This is a genomic window from Sulfurospirillum diekertiae (genome assembly GCF_011769985.2).
Lineage (GTDB): Bacteria > Campylobacterota > Campylobacteria > Campylobacterales > Sulfurospirillaceae > Sulfurospirillum > Sulfurospirillum diekertiae.
Genome location: NZ_CP039734.2, coordinates 560,279 through 576,199, shown reverse-complemented (window position 1 = coordinate 576,199; position 15,921 = coordinate 560,279). Strand labels below are relative to the sequence as shown.

The window sequence follows — 15,921 nt, the reverse complement described above, 5'->3', positions numbered from 1 at the left end:
ATGTTTTACTCCTTTATATCTTTAAATTCAACCTGCATCTCAAAAAGTGGTCCTTTTTCGTACTTTGGAAATTCTACACTTTCCATAGCTTTTAAGAATTCTTTGAGTTTCGTGTTAAATTCATTATTATAAGACAAAGAAACTATTTTATAACTAAAGGTTCCTCGATCACTTACTTTGATTACAACCTTAGCGACATTTCCATTTTCTGTATCAATCGTCTTTTGCCAATTTTCTTCTAAGATTTCTTGTACTTTACCAATGAAAGGGTCATACTCTCCACCTTTTTTAGTATCAATTGAATGTTTTTGCTCAGAAAAGTTCAATGAGTTAGCAATTTTAGATGCTGCATTCTCACTTTTTTCTTTTGTCTCTTCTTTATTCGGTTTGATACGTGTTGGCGTAGTTTGGTCTTTTTTCTGTTCTTTTGCATCAGGAGGTAATTTGGAAGTATTAATATCCTCAAAGAGACCTCTAAGTGATTGGCTCTTTACAGCTTCTTTTGGAGAAGAAGCAACTTTTTTATCTTCAGAGACAGGTTTTTCTGCCGGTTTTTCAACTGGTTTTTGGACCTCTTCTTTTTTTCGTTCCTCTTTTGGCTTTTCTGAGTCATTCTTTTTGCGCTCAACCAAAGCAACATTCATAGGATCTTTGTTTGAAGTATAATTTTTGATAGTATCTTTTTGAGAGCTTAAAACATAAGCGAGACCAACTAAAAGACATATATAGAGAAGGATGGACAAAGTCCATCCAAAAGAGGCATATCTATTCACACTCGACACAGTATTTATCCATTCGTTTCTAAAGATACGTTCGTAAAACCAGCCTGCTTAATTGTTTTGAGCACAAACATGACATCTTTATATGAGAGACCTTCATCAGCTTTAATATAAACAATGCTCTTAAGTGGATATTTACTTTTTTGCATCATAAAACTATCAGGAAATTCAGCAAGAGTAAAGCTATCACTTTTTATGTAGACTTTTTTATCTTTCGTTACCCGAATTTCAAGTTCAGGAAGTTTACTAACAACAGCTGATTTACTACCATCGGGAAGTTTAATCACCTCTTCATAAACTAATGCAGGTGTTGTTACCATTAAAATGGCGAGGAGTACCAACATAATATCCACAAGCGGAGTAATGTTTAGTTCTGGTACTTCATCCAATTGACTCATCATGTTAGCTATCTCGTCTTGTTTCGTTTGCAGAGAGCAAAATATCTACTTCTCTTTGTACATAGACAATCACTTCATAAGCTTTTCTTCGAAGAAAGAGGTTTGTACTGTATGCGGGTATAGCTACAAAAATGCCTGTAGCTGTTGCAACTAAGGCTTCACTAATTGCTGGAGCTATTACACCAAGAGATGCACTACCTGATTGGCCAAGTCCACTAAATGTTTGCAAAATTGAAACAACCGTTCCAAACAATCCAATAAAAGGTGCTGTTGAGGCAATAATAGAAAGCATCCATAAACCGCTGGTTGCATTTTTTTCAGCAACATTTTTACATACATTCAAAAGTTTTTCTGAAGCGCCTGCTGCACTTGAACATTTTCTCAGAATTGAATCATCACGTACATTCTTAGCCCCCATGAGCATTGACTCTAGCGAATTTTTTTCAATTGAAAGCCAATAACCCAAGTAAAGATACCTACTAAAGAAGATACCACATGTTATGATAAAATAAGCAGATAGCCAGATCAAAATCACCCACGTAAAAAAACCACTTCTTGCAAAATAGTTCAAAAATAATTCAAATGATGACATAAGATTTAAAACTTCCTTGTTTTTGCAATTGAGTCGATTTTTGCTGTAGCCATAGCAATAGCGACATCTGAGTCACTAATGCTCTCTAGAAGTTGCTTAGCAGCTTCTAGAGATTTTGCTACTTCACTTTCAGTAGTTCCACCAATTGAGACAGCACAATCAGCTAAAACAGTTACAGAATTTTCATCGACTTTGACATGACCCCAATTAATCGCAACAACATCATGATTGCCATCTTTAAGCTCAATATCAATTACGCCTGCTTGTAATAGCGTTACTAAAGAGGCGTGATTTGGTAAAACACCAAACTCACCCTCTTTGCCTGGAAGCGTAACACTCTTTACATCGTTAGCAAAAATTTGACCTGTTGGAGTCACAATTTCTAATTTTAATGTATTCATTTTTTAACCTTATCGCTTCTTAGCTTTTTAGTTTTGCAGCTTTTTCAATAACTTCTTCGATACTTCCAACCATATAAAAAGCAGCTTCTGGTAAATCATCATATTTACCATCTAAAATACCTTTAAATCCTGCGATTGATTCTTCTAGCGTTACATACTTTCCAGGGCTCCCCGTAAATACTTCCGCAACGAAGAATGGTTGGGATAAGAATCTTTCAATTTTCCTAGCACGATCAACTGTCACTTTATCTTCTTCGCTGAGCTCATCCATACCAAGGATTGCAATAATATCTTGCAAATCTTTATATTTTTGGAGAACGGCTTGAACACCACGAGAAACAGTGTAATGTTCAATACCTAAAATATCTGGATTAAGCATACGAGAACTTGAATCAAGTGGATCAACTGCCGGGTAAATACCTTTTTCTGCAATTGATCTATTAAGTACGGTTGTTGCATCTAAGTGAGCAAATACCGTTGCTGGAGCTGGATCAGTTAAGTCATCTGCTGGTACATAAACTGCTTGAACAGAAGTAATTGAACCTTTTTTTGTTGATGTAATTCTCTCTTGAAATCTACCCATTTCACTTGCAAGAGTAGGTTGATAACCAACAGCTGAAGGAATACGTCCAAGAAGCGCTGACATCTCAGCACCTGATTGAGAAAATCTAAAGATATTATCGATAAACATCAAAACATCAAGACCCATTTCGTCACGGAAATATTCTGCCATTGTAAGACCTGTAAGGGCAATACGGTTACGTGCTCCTGGAGGCTCGCTCATTTGACCATAGCACAATGCAACTTTATCCAAAACGTTGGAATCTTTCATCTCATGGTAAAGGTCATTTCCTTCACGTGTTCTCTCACCAACACCAGCAAATACTGAGTATCCACTGTGTTTAAACGCAACGTTATGAATCAATTCCATAATAATAACGGTTTTACCAACACCAGCACCACCGAAGAGTCCAACTTTACCACCTTTTGCATAAGGGGCAAGAAGATCAACTACTTTAATACCGGTTTCAAAAATCTCTGATTTTGTACTTTGTTCTTCAAATTTTGGTGGTTCTCTGTGAATAGACCATAGTGTTTTTCTTGAAACATCAGCACCTTGATCAATAACATCACCAATGACATTAAAAATACGTCCTAAAACCTCTTCACCTACAGGAACTTGGATAGGATTTCCCAAAGCTTTAACTTCAATTCCTCTTGTTAAACCCTCACTCATATCCATTGCAATTGTTCTTACACGGTTGTCGCCTAAGTGTGCTGCTACTTCAAGAATCAAACGTTGTTTCTTGCCTTCTACTTCATAATTCACTTCAATCGCTTCATTGATTTTAGGAAGGTAGCCATTAAAATCGACGTCAACAACTGGACCCATGATCTGGCTAATTAATCCATTCATTGAATATTCTCCTTTTATTTTTTGCAAAACAGTTTATTTCATAGATTCTACACCACTGATGATCTCAATGAGTTCAGTAGTAATAGACTCTTGTCTAGCTTTATTGTATGCCAAAGTTAAAATACCCACACGTTCTTTGGCGTTATTTGTTGCATTTTCCATTGCTTGCATACGTGCGCTGTGTTCAGCCGCTAATGAATCAACCAATGCATAATACATATTGAATTCAAAATATTTTTGTAACAATGAGTCCAAAATCTCTTCACCACTCTCATCAGGCTCTAATTCCATTAAAGAGCTCGTTTCAAGTGTCTCAAGAGGAGATTGTACAGGTACAACATCCACGATTTTTAACTCCTGTGAAATCATATTTTTGTAACCATTATGGACTAAGATAACTTTATCTGTTTTACCTTCGACAAAATCATTAATGGCACTTTGAATAATTTCTTGTGCTTTTTCATAGCTTGGAGATGAACTTACACCTGCATAAGAGGTCAAAAGTTCAGTTCCTTGAAAATTGAAAAACGCCATACCTTTTCTTCCAACAGCACGAAGTCTAACCGTCACTTTTTTCTCTGTATTTTCAGTTAAAAGGTTACGAACAGCTTTAATCGTTTGAATATTAAAGCCACCGCACAATCCTTTATCTGCTGTCACAAAAATAACATCTATCGTGCTTGGAGTTTCATTTTTATCAAAGAAACGACTTTCAGCAGCACCATTTTTGTACTGATTAATTTTATATGCAATTTCAGAGAGCACTTCGTTAATCTTAACGGCATACACACGTGATTGCTTTGCAGCCATTTCTGCTCGTTTCAACTTTGCAGTGGAAACAAGCTTCATAGCCCGTGTCGTCTTTTGAGTATTTTGAACACTCTTGATTTTTCTCTTTATCTCTTTAAGGTTTGCCATAGCTTATCCTTACTTGACTGCAAACGTCGCTTTAAACTCGCTCAATGCCTTATGTAGTAGCTCTTCAAGCTCTTTATCAATCGCTTTTTTAGCTTTAAGTTGTTCAAAAATATCTGCATACTTCGCTTCAACATAAGAGTTAAGTTCCGCTTCAAAACGACCTACTGACTTGACGTCAATACTATCTAAGTACCCTTTAGCACCTGCAAAAATAATCAAAACTTGTTTTTCAACAGGAATTGGCGCATAAGGAGGCTGTTTCAAGAGTTCAACCATTCGTTGACCACGCTCTAATTGTTTACGGCTTGATTCATCAAGATCACTTGCAAATTGTGCAAATGCTTGAAGCTCACGATATTGAGCAAGGTCAAGTCTCATTGTACCTGCAACTTGTTTGGTTGCTTTAATTTGTGCTGCACCACCAACACGAGAAACAGATAGACCAACGTTAATTGCTGGGCGAATACCTGAGTTAAAGAGGTCGGATTCCAAGAAAATTTGACCATCTGTAATTGAAATAACGTTAGTTGGAATATACGCTGATACGTCACCAGCTTGTGTTTCAATAATTGGAAGAGCAGTCAAAGAACCTGCACCTAATTCATCGTTAACTTTTGCAGCACGCTCAAGAAGTCTTGAGTGTAGATAGAAAACATCGCCTGGGTACGCTTCACGACCTGGAGGACGTCTTAAAATCAATGACATTTCACGATAAGCAACAGCATGTTTTGAAAGATCATCGTAAACGATAAGGGCATGCTTACCGCTGTCTCTAAAATACTCACCCATAGAAACGCCTGTATATGGTGCTAAGAACTGCATTGCTGCTGAATCACTGGCACCTGCATTGACAATAATAGTATAATCCATTGCACCGTGTTCTTCAAGTTTTTTAACCACTTGTGCAACGGTAGATTGTTTTTGACCAATCGCTACATAAATACATGTAACATTTTGACCTTTTTGATTGATGATAGCATCAATTGCAATCGTTGTTTTACCCGTTTGTCTATCACCGATAATAAGCTCTCTTTGTCCTCGACCAATTGGAACAAGCGCATCAATCGCTTTAATACCCGTTTGGAGTGGTTCATGGACGGATTTACGTGCCATAATACCATGCGCTTTTTCTTCAACGAAACGTGTTTCGGTTGAATTAATAGGCCCTTTAGCATCAATAGGATCGCCTAATGAGTTAACAACACGACCAACCAATGCTTCACCCACAGGTACACGTAAAAGTTTTGATAATCTTTTAACAGATGAACCTTCTTTGATATCAGTACAACTACCAAGGACAACGATACCAACACTTGATTCTTCAAGGTTTAATGCCATTCCTCTCTCGCCATTCTCAAACTCAACCATTTCACCGGCCATAACGTTTTTCAAACCATAAACATTGGCAACACCATCAGCGACAGAAATAACTTTTCCTGTCTCTTCGATATCAACATTAAGCTCAAAGTTTTCAATACGCTCTTTAATGATTGAACTGATTTCGTCAGCTTTCATTTTTGCTCCCACACATTACTCCTTAACTTTCTTTTATCTATGTATTATTAAATTGCTTTTAAAATATGCTCTGTCATTTGAGCTTTAAGTCGCTCAAGAGAAAAGCTTACTTCAACACCTAAATCATCTAACTCAACTTTAATCCCCGGATACGCATTTGCATTGGCATTTAAATTGACTTTAGCGTTAAATTTTTTACTGAAATTTTCTTCTAACATAGCAACTTGCGTTTGGCTCATTTTAAAGTTAGTTGATACACTACCTTCAAAACTATTGTTTTTCAAAGAGAGTTGATATTTAAGCTCTTTAGCCATATGTGGGATCAATTTTAATCGATCGTTACTATTAATCAATTTAATCAAATTTTGGAATTTTATGTTTTTAGTATCAACCAAAGAGAGAACCAACTCTTCTTTCGATTTTGATGTTACGTCTGGTGAAAGAATAATGTTAATAAACTTCTCTAGCTTAAATGCCTCAACCAATTGAACCAATACGCCATAAACTTCTGTAAGTTCACTATCCGTACATCCACTCATGAGAGCATTAACATATTTTTTTGCTATCGCTCCACTCATTATGCAACCTTCTTATTGACAATTTTAACCATCTCATCATTATCTAAAGAGATAGATCCTTCTTTGAACATCTCATCTAAAACTTCACATACAATCGTTCTTTGCATTTTACGACGTTCAACACCAATACGATCTTCAAATGTTTTTGACAAATTTGCAATCTCAGCATCTGCTTCTTGTGCTATTTTATCACTTAAAAGAATCGCCTCTTTTTTTGCTGTTTCAACAAGAGCTCTTGCATTCGCTTTTGCTTCCTCAACTTTTAGAAGGGCATTCTCTTTTTTACTATTTGATTCTTTAAGTTTTACCTGAATAGAATCCAATTTTGTTGCAATTTCGTTTTTACGTCCACAATACCATTGCTTAGCAGCATCGGCAACATAATAGTACATAATTGCAGCAAAGATTAAAAAGTTGATGGTTCGGGGGATGATATCGCTTGCACCATCACTTTCACCCGCATTAGCAAATAGTGCTATTGGAGCTAATAAAAATAAAATATAGTTCATTTTCATCCACATACTCCTTTTAAATATGGCTCAGTTTAGCAGAAATACTCTCTTTGAAGAGAGGCATTTGTGCCAACAGACCATTTTTAAACTCATCTTTTTCTGACTCTAAAGCTTTGAAGAATACTACGCTTTGAACTTCAAGATCACTCTTTTTTTGTTCAATTTTTTTTGCAGCTTTTTCTTTTGCTTCACTCAGTGCAGCTTCTCTAATTTTAGCTGCTTCCATTTTGCCCTCAGACAAAATCGTTTCTACTTCTTTATAGTAGGCTACAACGTCACTGGCATTTTTCCCTGCATTTTCTAAGTCACGATTAATAGAGTTATTTCTATTGTCGATAAACTCCAGAAGGGGTCTATAAAGTGTTTTGTTAAGAAGTATTAACAAAACTAAAAATACAGTTCCAGTCACCAGTAACAGTGCTGGGATAATATCCAACATATTTCTTGCTCCTTTAGCTCGAGATCAGACTCAATTTTTAAGATTTTTTAGCACAAACAAGATTGCTGTATCAAAATTTTGCGCGAATTGTAACACAGCAAAGGAAAATCGTTTATTAAATTAACCAAAACAACTAATATTATTACTTCAATTGCTCCAAAAAAGTACAGATTGCTTCACCGTTTTTAAAATAAATTGTAATGGTATTGGCTTTTGGTGTAGCCTCAAAACCAAGCTCTTTGAGTCTGCTTTTGAGTGTTTGAAGTTCTTCAGGAATAGCAGAAATGATTTTTTCTTTTTTACCACTCGTTTCGTCTGTGCTTTTTAGTTTTTTAACCAAGGCTTCGGTTTCGCGAACACTAAGCTTTTGACCTAAAATGGTGTTAACAATCGTCTCTTCATCTTTAGGTTCCAGTCCTACAAGCACTTTGGCATGACCTTGAGAGAGAATGCCTTCAGCAAGATATTTTTTAGTTTGCTCACTGAGGCTTAACAAACGAATTGTATTTGTAATTTGAGTACGACTTTTGTGAATAATCTCCGAGAGTCCATCTTGAGTTATTTTATACTCTTCAATAAGTTCCTTATAAGCAACGGCAAGCTCTACAGGATTAAGATCTTCTCTTTGGATATTTTCAATCAGCGCTAATTCACGCAGATTTTTTGATTCGATGTCTGCAACAATCGCTTTAATTTTAGTTAAGCCAGCGAGTTTACTAGCACGTAAACGACGTTCACCTGCTAATAGCATATAATTATCATCTTTTGCTACAACAATAATAGGTTGTAGTAATCCATGACGCTTAATTGATTCGCTCAGCTCTTTTAAGGCAACTTCATTAAAATGTGTACGTGGTTGATAAGGGTTGGGAGAAATGCGCTCAACATCAATTTCGCGCACTAAATCTTTAGCCTGCTCAATATCTTGTTTATAGGCTTCTTCAACATCATCTATAATAGCACTTAACCCTCGTCCTAAGACCTTTTTTGCGCTCATCACATTAACTCACTAAAATCGAATTAGCAAGATTTTGGTACGCTTTAGAACCAGGAGATTCTACATCGTATAAAATAATTGGTTTGCCAAAGCTTGGAGATTCTGCAAGTTTAATATTACGAGGAATCACTACATAGGAAGCACTCTCTTTGTCAACAAACAATTTACTTTTAAAATGTTCTTTAAGGTCAGCAAAAACTTGCTTAGAAAGATTGTTTTGTGTGCTATACATCGTGGGTAAAAAACCTTTAATTTCAAGTGTCGGATTAATTGTTTTTTTAATCAATTTCACGGTATTCAGTAATTGTGCCAAACCCTCTAATGCAAAAAATTCGCACTGGATAGGAATAATGACGGAATTTGCTGCACTTAAAGCATTAATGGTAATACTTCCAAGTGCCGGCGGTGAATCAATAATAATGTAATCATATTGATCTTTAATCTCTTCAATTTTTGTTTTCAAAATGAGCTCGCGCCCTTTCGTATTATTGTCATAAAACTCTTTTTCAACACCTACTAGACCAATATTGGACGGTGCTACATGTAACGTTGAAAGTGATGTCTCAAGAATGACTTGCGAGAGACGCTTTCTGCCGATAAGAACGTGATAGATATTGTATTCATAGTCACTTCTGTGAAAACCAAGGCCTGTTGTAGCATTGGCTTGAGGGTCAATATCGATCAATAACACGCGCTTTTCAGCAACTGCTAAGGAGGCAGCCAAATTGATAGCGGTCGTTGTTTTACCAACACCACCCTTTTGATTTGCTATCGCTATAATCTCACTCATCGTAAACTGTACACCTTTTTATTTTCTAGCTCTATAGAGCCATCATCACACAATATCGCATCACGTAACGAGACCAATTTGCCATCTAAATGGAAAGAAAAATTTCGATTTAGATCAAATTCTATCTTATATTTACTAAAAACTTTCTTCCACGATATGTTTTCCTCAACCTTTTGAATTAAATCATTGGCTAAAGCATTTGGTGTGACGATGATATCTAAAGTTCCAAAATCTTTAGGTGAAATGCTAATATTGAGTCCTACTGAGCAGACAATATTTGCACCCGTTTTCGTGGTAATCATCCCTCCAATTTTTTTCGTATCACAGTAAAAATCATTGGGCCATTTTAACCATATTTTCGAGCCTTGCTCTTCTAAAACCTGCTTCATTAAAGCAGAAAAATAGATAGAGCTAGAAGCTAATGGTAAATCAGGAGGTAACTGTTTCTCTTCTACACAAAATGAGAAAAAAAAATTTCCAACTTCACCAATCCAACTATTACCTCTGCTCCCAATACCATTTGTCTGTTTGGTAGCTCCAATGGCACATGGTGCAAGAAGTGTACCTTCGCGAAGAGAGCTAAGGAGATATTGATGAGTAGAATCTAAAGTATCAAACCAATGTATAACCACTATTTAACCTTTTACCTCGAATATAATCCAGTGCATTCATTGCATTTTTGGAGATAGGCTGAAGTGTTTTAAGCAACAATGCACCCTTTTTACATGTAACAACAACACCTTCAGCTTTGATCTCTTTAATAACGCCTGAAAGAGTCTCTTCTCCATCACTGTACAACTCAAGATCAAGAAGTTTCAATCCTGAATCTAAAAATACACCAGGCCAAGGGGTGAGTGCTTTGTACCGAGTAACGATAGACTGTGCACTTTGGTCGAATGATACAAGGCCATCTTCTTTTTTGATCTTTTTACAATGGGTTGCATTAGCGCTTACTTGACCCAGTGGAGCCAGCAAGGGGAAATTTTGAAGTGTCATAATGATTAGCTTGGCTGCGGCATCCGCAAGGAGATCAAACAGCATAGGAGCATTATGCTCTGGTTTAATTTTGAGATATGAAAAACCCAACATGGCACCTGTATCTAAACCTTCTTCCATAAGCATAGAGGTCACACCTGCATAGGTTTCATTGGCTAACAGTGTTGATTGAATTGGACTTGCACCTCGATATTTTGGGAGTAGCGATGCATGCAAGTTAATGCAAGGAGCAATGGAAAGAATGTTTTTAGGTAATATCTGCCCATATGCCGCCACTACAATATAATCAGGCTTTAATTGCGCTATTTTGATGTGAGCTTCTTCTGTGCGTAAAGATTTTGGCTGATAAATTTCTACATGTAAATCGTGTTCTAAAAGCCATGCTTTGATATGAGGAGGAGTGAGCGTCTGTTTTCGTCCAACAGGCTTATCTTCTTGTGTTACTAATAGTATAACTTCACAGTCAGAGTTTTTTAAAAGTGCTTCTAAAATCGTTGTTGCATAAGCAGGGGTTCCCATAAAGACTATGCGCATTTTAATCCTTCGTATATGTTCATTCTTCACATAAACACTTCGGTTTTAACGCTATAAAATCGAAGAAATTCTCTCTTACAGCGTTTTACATGTAAAGAGTGTTCCACCTTTATGAATGCCCTCTATCATATAACTTTTGACATCGCTTAAATCAAAACCACTGGCAATAAACATCGATTTTTTACGCTCTAACAAAAAGTCTGCGGCTTTAAGTTTGGTGACAATACCGCCCGTTGCAAACGCAAAATTGGTTGATTTTTCCATTTCAAGTTCTGCTGGATCAATCTCATGGACAATTTTACGCATGCTTGCATCCGCGTGTTTATGAGGATCCTTATCATAGTAGCCATCAATATCGGAGAGCAAGATTAACATGTCTGCCCCAAAATAGTAGGCAACTCTGGAAGAAAGTTGATCATTATCTCCAAAAACAAGTTCTTCCGTCGCTGTTGCATCATTCTCATTAATGATAGGGAGAATACCATTATCAAGAAGGGTATCAATGGTACATTTAGCATGAAAACAGCGTTTTCGTGAGTCAAAGTCATCTGCCGTTAAAAGAAGTTGTGCGCCACTTTTCCCAAATTTTTCTAATTTTTCGTTATAGGTTGCCATCAGTTGTGGTTGCCCTACTGCGGCGATTGCTTGGCGGTTATGAAGCATTTTTTTATCAAGTTTTAAAATAGAGTACCCAGCAGCTACAGCACCCGAAGAGACTAAAATCACTTCATGGTTTTTCATGAGCGCTACTAAAAATTCAACTAAATTTAAAATACGCTCTTCACATAAACCGTTTTGATCGCTAAGCACATGTGTGCCAACCTTAACGACTACTCTTCTCATCACGTACCTTTGTAATAACATCAGATAGGGCATACTTGATAGGATCTATATTAATTTTAGAGACCGAAGAGATTGGCATTACAAAGAATGGTAAGGCTCTCTCCCTTTCATGCACATCTTGGCAATATGTATGTAAATCTTCACGCGTTTTATACTTTTGAGATAATTCATTCGGTTCAAGGTCAAGAAGTCCTAAGAAAGCATCTACTTTTTGGTTAATCTCTTCAGAGCTTAATGTATCGCAACGAGTAAGCGCAATGGCGTAATCACGGAGTGAAAGTTTTTCAGAAAATTTTCGTAACTCTTGTTTAAGTGTGTAATACTGCTCTTTAAGATCACGGTAATTGGCAAGATCCACCATAAAAAGTAAAAATTTTGTACGCTCAATGTGGCGCAAGAACTCAATACCAAGCCCTTTACCTTCACTTGCACCCTCAATAATTCCGGGAATATCCGCCATAACATAGGAGCGATAATCATCCGTGACCACAACACCTAGTTTTGGTGTGATAGTTGTAAACTCATAATTTGCAATTTCAGGCTGCGCATTGGAAACAACTGAAATCAATGTTGATTTTCCCACATTAGGAAAACCGACCAACCCAACATCAGCGATCAATTTAAGTTCTAATTTTATCTCTTTGGTAATCCCAGGACGTCCAGGTTGAGCGAATTCAGGACGCTGGTTGGTGGAACTTTTAAAGTGTGTATTGCCCAGCCCTCCCATTCCGCCTTCTAAAAAAAGCTTTTTATCTGTATCGTCTAAAAGATCTAAAAGCACTTCACCTGTTTCGACATCTAAAACTTGCGTTCCAGGAGGGACGGTAACAATTAAATGTTCACCCATTTTACCGTACATTTTTTTTCCCATTCCTGGTTCGCCATTTTTTGCTTTAAGGTGTTGATTGTTTCGAAAATGTGAAAGGGTATGCGTATTTTTATCCACTTCAAAATAGACATTGCCACCTCGTCCACCATCGCCACCATCAGGACCACCTTGGATAACATGTTTTTCTCTACGGAAAGAGACACAACCAGGGCCGCCTTTGCCAGAGCTTAGTGTGAGTGCTACATTGTCTATAAACATCGTAAAAACCTTTTGTATGTAGAATAATACCTTTAATCATTACATGTAAATGTATAATCATTAGAGGTATTTTTATTTTTGAGGAAAAAAAAGAGGGTGGAGCGCACTCCACCTTTAAATTACAAGCTTGCGGGGATAACAGAAACTTTATTTCTGATTTTATCTTTACGTTGGAATTGTACAAAACCATCGATTAATGCGTAGATTGTGTGATCAACGCCAATACCTACGTTATTGCCTACATGTACTTTTGTTCCACGTTGGCGAATAATAATATTGCCTGCACGTACGAACTCACCACCAAATTTTTTAACACCCAGTCTACGTCCAGCTGAGTCTCTATTATTCTGGGTACTTCCTTGACCTTTCTTGTGAGCCATTGGTTACTCCTAATTTTTGTATCTTAAATCGGAGTTTTGAAAAACTCCGTTACACGCTTAAAAAGCAAGCTCTTCAAGCTACGTTAGCCACTACGGCACTAAAGCTAGCCAACTGAAGTTGGCAGAATTCTATAGGTAGGTTAAGCTTTAATGCTTACAACTTTTACTCTAGTATATTGTCTTCTAAAACCACGTTTGACTTTTGAATCTTTACGTCTTCGTTTTTTGAAAGTAATAACTTTTTTATCTTTGCCTTCAGTAACAACTTCAAGTTCTACTGTAGCACCATTGACGAATGGGGCACCCACTTTGAGTTCGCCATTGTTCACAGCTAAAACTTCCGTCACTACGATTTTCTCTTTTGGCTGAGCGTCAAGTCTATCGACATTTAAATAGTCGCCTTCTTGAACTTTATACTGCTTCCCGCCATTTTTTATAATTGCATACATGCGTATGTCCTTCTTGGGAGAGATTTATTTTGAGGTATGGATTCTACCTAAACCTTCTTTAAGGTAATATTAAAATAAAACCCACTTAGTTTGTCACAGTTCGACAGAAAATGCGATAGTTTGGCTTTTTAGAGAGAACTGTCACATTACAAAAATACCTAATATAGCCAAAAAGCAAAGCTTTTTGGCTATATTAAAAACTTACAAGACCATATCAGTATAATATTCGATTTGAGCCTTTTTTAAGATGCGAATAAAGTTAGTACTACCTTCAACGCCTGCTGGATAACCCGCTGCTACGATATAGGTTTTTTCTTTATCAATCAATCCTCGCTCAATTCCTTTTTGAAGTGTTTTACCAAGCATCATATTAAGATTACTTGCTTCTATATTCATAATTGGTTTGATACCCCATGCAATCGTTAACGAACGTGCTGTACGTTCATCATGCGTTACAGCATAAATATCCGCTTTGATACGATATCGTGCCAATTTTTTAGCAGATTTTCCTGAACTGGTGAGTGAGATCATCGCTTCAACACCTAAACGATCTGCCAAACGTGCGGTAGATGAGGAGATGATATCTGTTTCGTCCAAGAAAGGATAAACCTCAAATTTACCATAAGGATAAATCATCTCAGTCTCTCTAATCGTATTGGCCATGACTTCAACAACATGAATTGGATTTTTGCCAATTGCACTCTCTTCGGAAAGCATGACCGCATCGGTTCCATCAAGAACGGCATTTGCGACATCACTAATTTCAGCGCGTGTTGCCATCTCTTTTTCAGCCATGGAAAGAAGCATTTGCGTTGCAGTAATAACGGGCTTTGAAGCAGCATTTGCTTTGGCAATTAACCTTTTTTGAATACTAGGTACTTTATAGTAAGGTACTTCTATGCCAAGATCTCCCCTAGCGACCATAATGCCATCACTTACAGCTAAAATTTCATCAATTTTTTCAACAGCATCAAACTTCTCAATTTTTGCAAAAATATGTGCACGAGATTTATGCTCTTTAAGAATTCTTCTTGCATGTAAAACATCTTTAGCACTTTGGACAAAAGAGACGGCTACGAAGTCAACACCATGCTGAGCACCCCACAAAAGATCCGCTTCATCTTTTGGTGTGATAACTTCAATATTAATAACAGTATTTGGAAAATTAACGCCTTTATTAGAAGAAAGTTTACCGCTATTTTCAATCTCAGTGACAATTTTATCGCCTGCTTCAATCACACGTGCACGAATATTACCATCATACAAATAGATATATTCATCTTCTTTAAGCATATCTAAGATTTGAGGCTGATTGATGCAGAGCTCATACTTACCCTCTTCTAATTTTTTACCAACAATCTGCTCTTTGGTGAAATAAAGCTTATCTCCCTCTTCAAGGTAAAAATCTTCTTCAAGCTTTCCAACACGAATTTTAGGACCACAAATATCCTGTAAAACACCTACTTTTTTCTGTGCATTTTTTTCTGCTTCTCTTATTTTTGCTAGCGTACTTGCATGATACTCATGAGTACCATGGCTAAAATTGAGACGAAATACGTTTACGCCAGCATTAATTAATCCTTCTAAAATCTCTACACTATCACTTGCTGGGCCAACGGTTGCTAGGATTTTTGTCTTTTTATCCATCTTTAGTTCCTTCTTTCAAAATGAGTTCAATTGTATCACTTTATTGTTACCAAATTATATCATAAGCCTTACATGTAACACCTAAAGTGATGATGAACTTTTACGCATATCTATTTTTTCCATCTCCTCAAACAAAAGCCGATAGATCTGTTCTGCCCGACTTTGAACATACTCTAACGAGTGTGCTCTTTTACATAATTGTACAAAATGCTTCATCACAGCTTCATTGATTTTTATTTGTCCTTTGAGAAGAGCACGAAGTAAATAGGTATAACGTGCACTGCCATAATCAATTTCAAGCTGATATTTTTGAATGACATACAAGGCATCAACCTCCCACATGTGCATCTCATGAGGAAGGCTTTGATGCAATACTTTTTTTAATTTATTCGTTGCTTTCTTAAAAACATCAAATTTAATTGTATAACTTGAAAAAAATATCAGCTCTTCGAGTTCCTTATTTTTTTCAATGTCAATTTCATTGGCAACATAGTGTTTAACTGCGTTATCAATGTCCACAAAATGAGATTTCATCGACTTTTTATACCTCTTAATTTTTGTAAGCTTGTATTATACCTTAGATCATTTCAACCAAATTAAAAGCTTTCTGTGCTATTATCTATACTCATAATCCTAATTAATAAAACGG

At 36.6% G+C, this 15,921-nt stretch carries 20 protein-coding genes; all 20 read right to left on the bottom strand.

All coding sequences use genetic code 11. The features are described 5' to 3' along the window. Positions 1-5: 5 nt before the first annotated feature. Positions 6-782 carry a TonB C-terminal domain-containing protein gene (locus FA584_RS03020; protein ID WP_167750175.1) on the bottom strand — a complete coding sequence of 259 codons (777 nt, stop codon included), beginning with the start codon at positions 780-782 and terminating at the stop codon, positions 6-8. 5 nt (positions 783-787) lie between these two features. Further along, a complete protein-coding gene (locus FA584_RS03015; protein ID WP_369806284.1) occupies positions 788-1,177 on the bottom strand; it encodes an ExbD/TolR family protein in 390 nt (129 codons plus the stop codon). 4 nt (positions 1,178-1,181) lie between these two features. Continuing rightward, complete coding sequence (locus FA584_RS03010) at positions 1,182-1,769, bottom strand: MotA/TolQ/ExbB proton channel family protein (protein WP_096045915.1); 588 nt, start codon at positions 1,767-1,769, stop codon at positions 1,182-1,184. Positions 1,770-1,774: 5 nt separating this feature from the next. After that, positions 1,775-2,170: an ATP synthase F1 subunit epsilon gene (gene atpC / locus FA584_RS03005; RefSeq protein ID WP_167750173.1), complete on the bottom strand. Its 396-nt coding sequence runs from the start codon at positions 2,168-2,170 to the stop codon at positions 1,775-1,777. Between the two features lie 19 nt (positions 2,171-2,189). Beyond that, complete coding sequence (atpD, locus tag FA584_RS03000) at positions 2,190-3,587, bottom strand: F0F1 ATP synthase subunit beta (protein ID WP_096045914.1); 1,398 nt, start codon at positions 3,585-3,587, stop codon at positions 2,190-2,192. A gap of 33 nt (positions 3,588-3,620) precedes the next feature. Further along, the gene (atpG, locus tag FA584_RS02995; protein ID WP_167750172.1) at positions 3,621-4,505 is read right to left on the bottom strand and encodes an ATP synthase F1 subunit gamma; all 885 of its coding nucleotides are present in this window, start codon (positions 4,503-4,505) and stop codon (positions 3,621-3,623) included. Positions 4,506-4,514: 9 nt separating this feature from the next. Beyond that, the gene (gene atpA, locus FA584_RS02990; RefSeq protein WP_087439809.1) at positions 4,515-6,020 is read right to left on the bottom strand and encodes a F0F1 ATP synthase subunit alpha; all 1,506 of its coding nucleotides are present in this window, start codon (positions 6,018-6,020) and stop codon (positions 4,515-4,517) included. 47 nt (positions 6,021-6,067) lie between these two features. Next, positions 6,068-6,598 carry a F0F1 ATP synthase subunit delta gene (locus tag FA584_RS02985; RefSeq protein WP_167750171.1) on the bottom strand — a complete coding sequence of 177 codons (531 nt, stop codon included), beginning with the start codon at positions 6,596-6,598 and terminating at the stop codon, positions 6,068-6,070. Beyond that, positions 6,598-7,113 (bottom strand): F0F1 ATP synthase subunit B, encoded by a 516-nt coding sequence (locus tag FA584_RS02980; protein ID WP_096045911.1) that lies wholly within the window; start codon positions 7,111-7,113, stop codon positions 6,598-6,600. Before FA584_RS02980 ends, FA584_RS02985 begins: the two co-directional genes overlap by 1 nt. 13 nt (positions 7,114-7,126) lie before the next feature. Then, positions 7,127-7,549: a FoF1 ATP synthase subunit B' gene (locus FA584_RS02975; RefSeq protein WP_096045910.1), complete on the bottom strand. Its 423-nt coding sequence runs from the start codon at positions 7,547-7,549 to the stop codon at positions 7,127-7,129. Positions 7,550-7,691: 142 nt separating this feature from the next. After that, on the bottom strand, positions 7,692-8,546 hold the full coding sequence (locus tag FA584_RS02970; protein ID WP_167750170.1) for a ParB/RepB/Spo0J family partition protein: 855 nt from the start codon (positions 8,544-8,546) through the stop codon (positions 7,692-7,694). A gap of 4 nt (positions 8,547-8,550) precedes the next feature. Next, positions 8,551-9,336 (bottom strand): ParA family protein, encoded by a 786-nt coding sequence (locus FA584_RS02965; protein WP_025343857.1) that lies wholly within the window; start codon positions 9,334-9,336, stop codon positions 8,551-8,553. Then, positions 9,333-9,968, bottom strand: a complete 636-nt coding sequence (locus FA584_RS02960; RefSeq protein ID WP_167750169.1) for a biotin--[acetyl-CoA-carboxylase] ligase — start codon at positions 9,966-9,968, stop codon at positions 9,333-9,335. The genes FA584_RS02965 and FA584_RS02960 overlap by 4 nt, the downstream gene beginning before the upstream one ends. Beyond that, positions 9,949-10,866 (bottom strand): methionyl-tRNA formyltransferase, encoded by a 918-nt coding sequence (fmt, locus tag FA584_RS02955; RefSeq protein ID WP_167750168.1) that lies wholly within the window; start codon positions 10,864-10,866, stop codon positions 9,949-9,951. The genes FA584_RS02960 and fmt overlap by 20 nt, the downstream gene beginning before the upstream one ends. 75 nt (positions 10,867-10,941) lie before the next feature. After that, positions 10,942-11,709 (bottom strand): glutamate 5-kinase, encoded by a 768-nt coding sequence (proB, locus tag FA584_RS02950; RefSeq protein ID WP_167750167.1) that lies wholly within the window; start codon positions 11,707-11,709, stop codon positions 10,942-10,944. Next, the gene (gene obgE / locus FA584_RS02945) at positions 11,690-12,796 is read right to left on the bottom strand and encodes a GTPase ObgE (RefSeq protein WP_167750166.1); all 1,107 of its coding nucleotides are present in this window, start codon (positions 12,794-12,796) and stop codon (positions 11,690-11,692) included. Before obgE ends, proB begins: the two co-directional genes overlap by 20 nt. Positions 12,797-12,915: 119 nt before the next feature. Next, complete coding sequence (rpmA, locus tag FA584_RS02940; protein ID WP_025343852.1) at positions 12,916-13,176, bottom strand: 50S ribosomal protein L27; 261 nt, start codon at positions 13,174-13,176, stop codon at positions 12,916-12,918. A gap of 140 nt (positions 13,177-13,316) precedes the next feature. Beyond that, positions 13,317-13,625 carry a 50S ribosomal protein L21 gene (rplU, locus tag FA584_RS02935; protein WP_096045905.1) on the bottom strand — a complete coding sequence of 103 codons (309 nt, stop codon included), beginning with the start codon at positions 13,623-13,625 and terminating at the stop codon, positions 13,317-13,319. Positions 13,626-13,826: 201 nt separating this feature from the next. Next, positions 13,827-15,272, bottom strand: coding sequence for a pyruvate kinase (gene pyk, locus FA584_RS02930; RefSeq protein ID WP_096045904.1), 1,446 nt, complete (start codon positions 15,270-15,272; stop codon positions 13,827-13,829). 81 nt (positions 15,273-15,353) lie between these two features. After that, the gene (locus FA584_RS02925) at positions 15,354-15,806 is read right to left on the bottom strand and encodes a hypothetical protein (RefSeq protein ID WP_096045903.1); all 453 of its coding nucleotides are present in this window, start codon (positions 15,804-15,806) and stop codon (positions 15,354-15,356) included. Positions 15,807-15,921 lie beyond the last annotated feature (115 nt).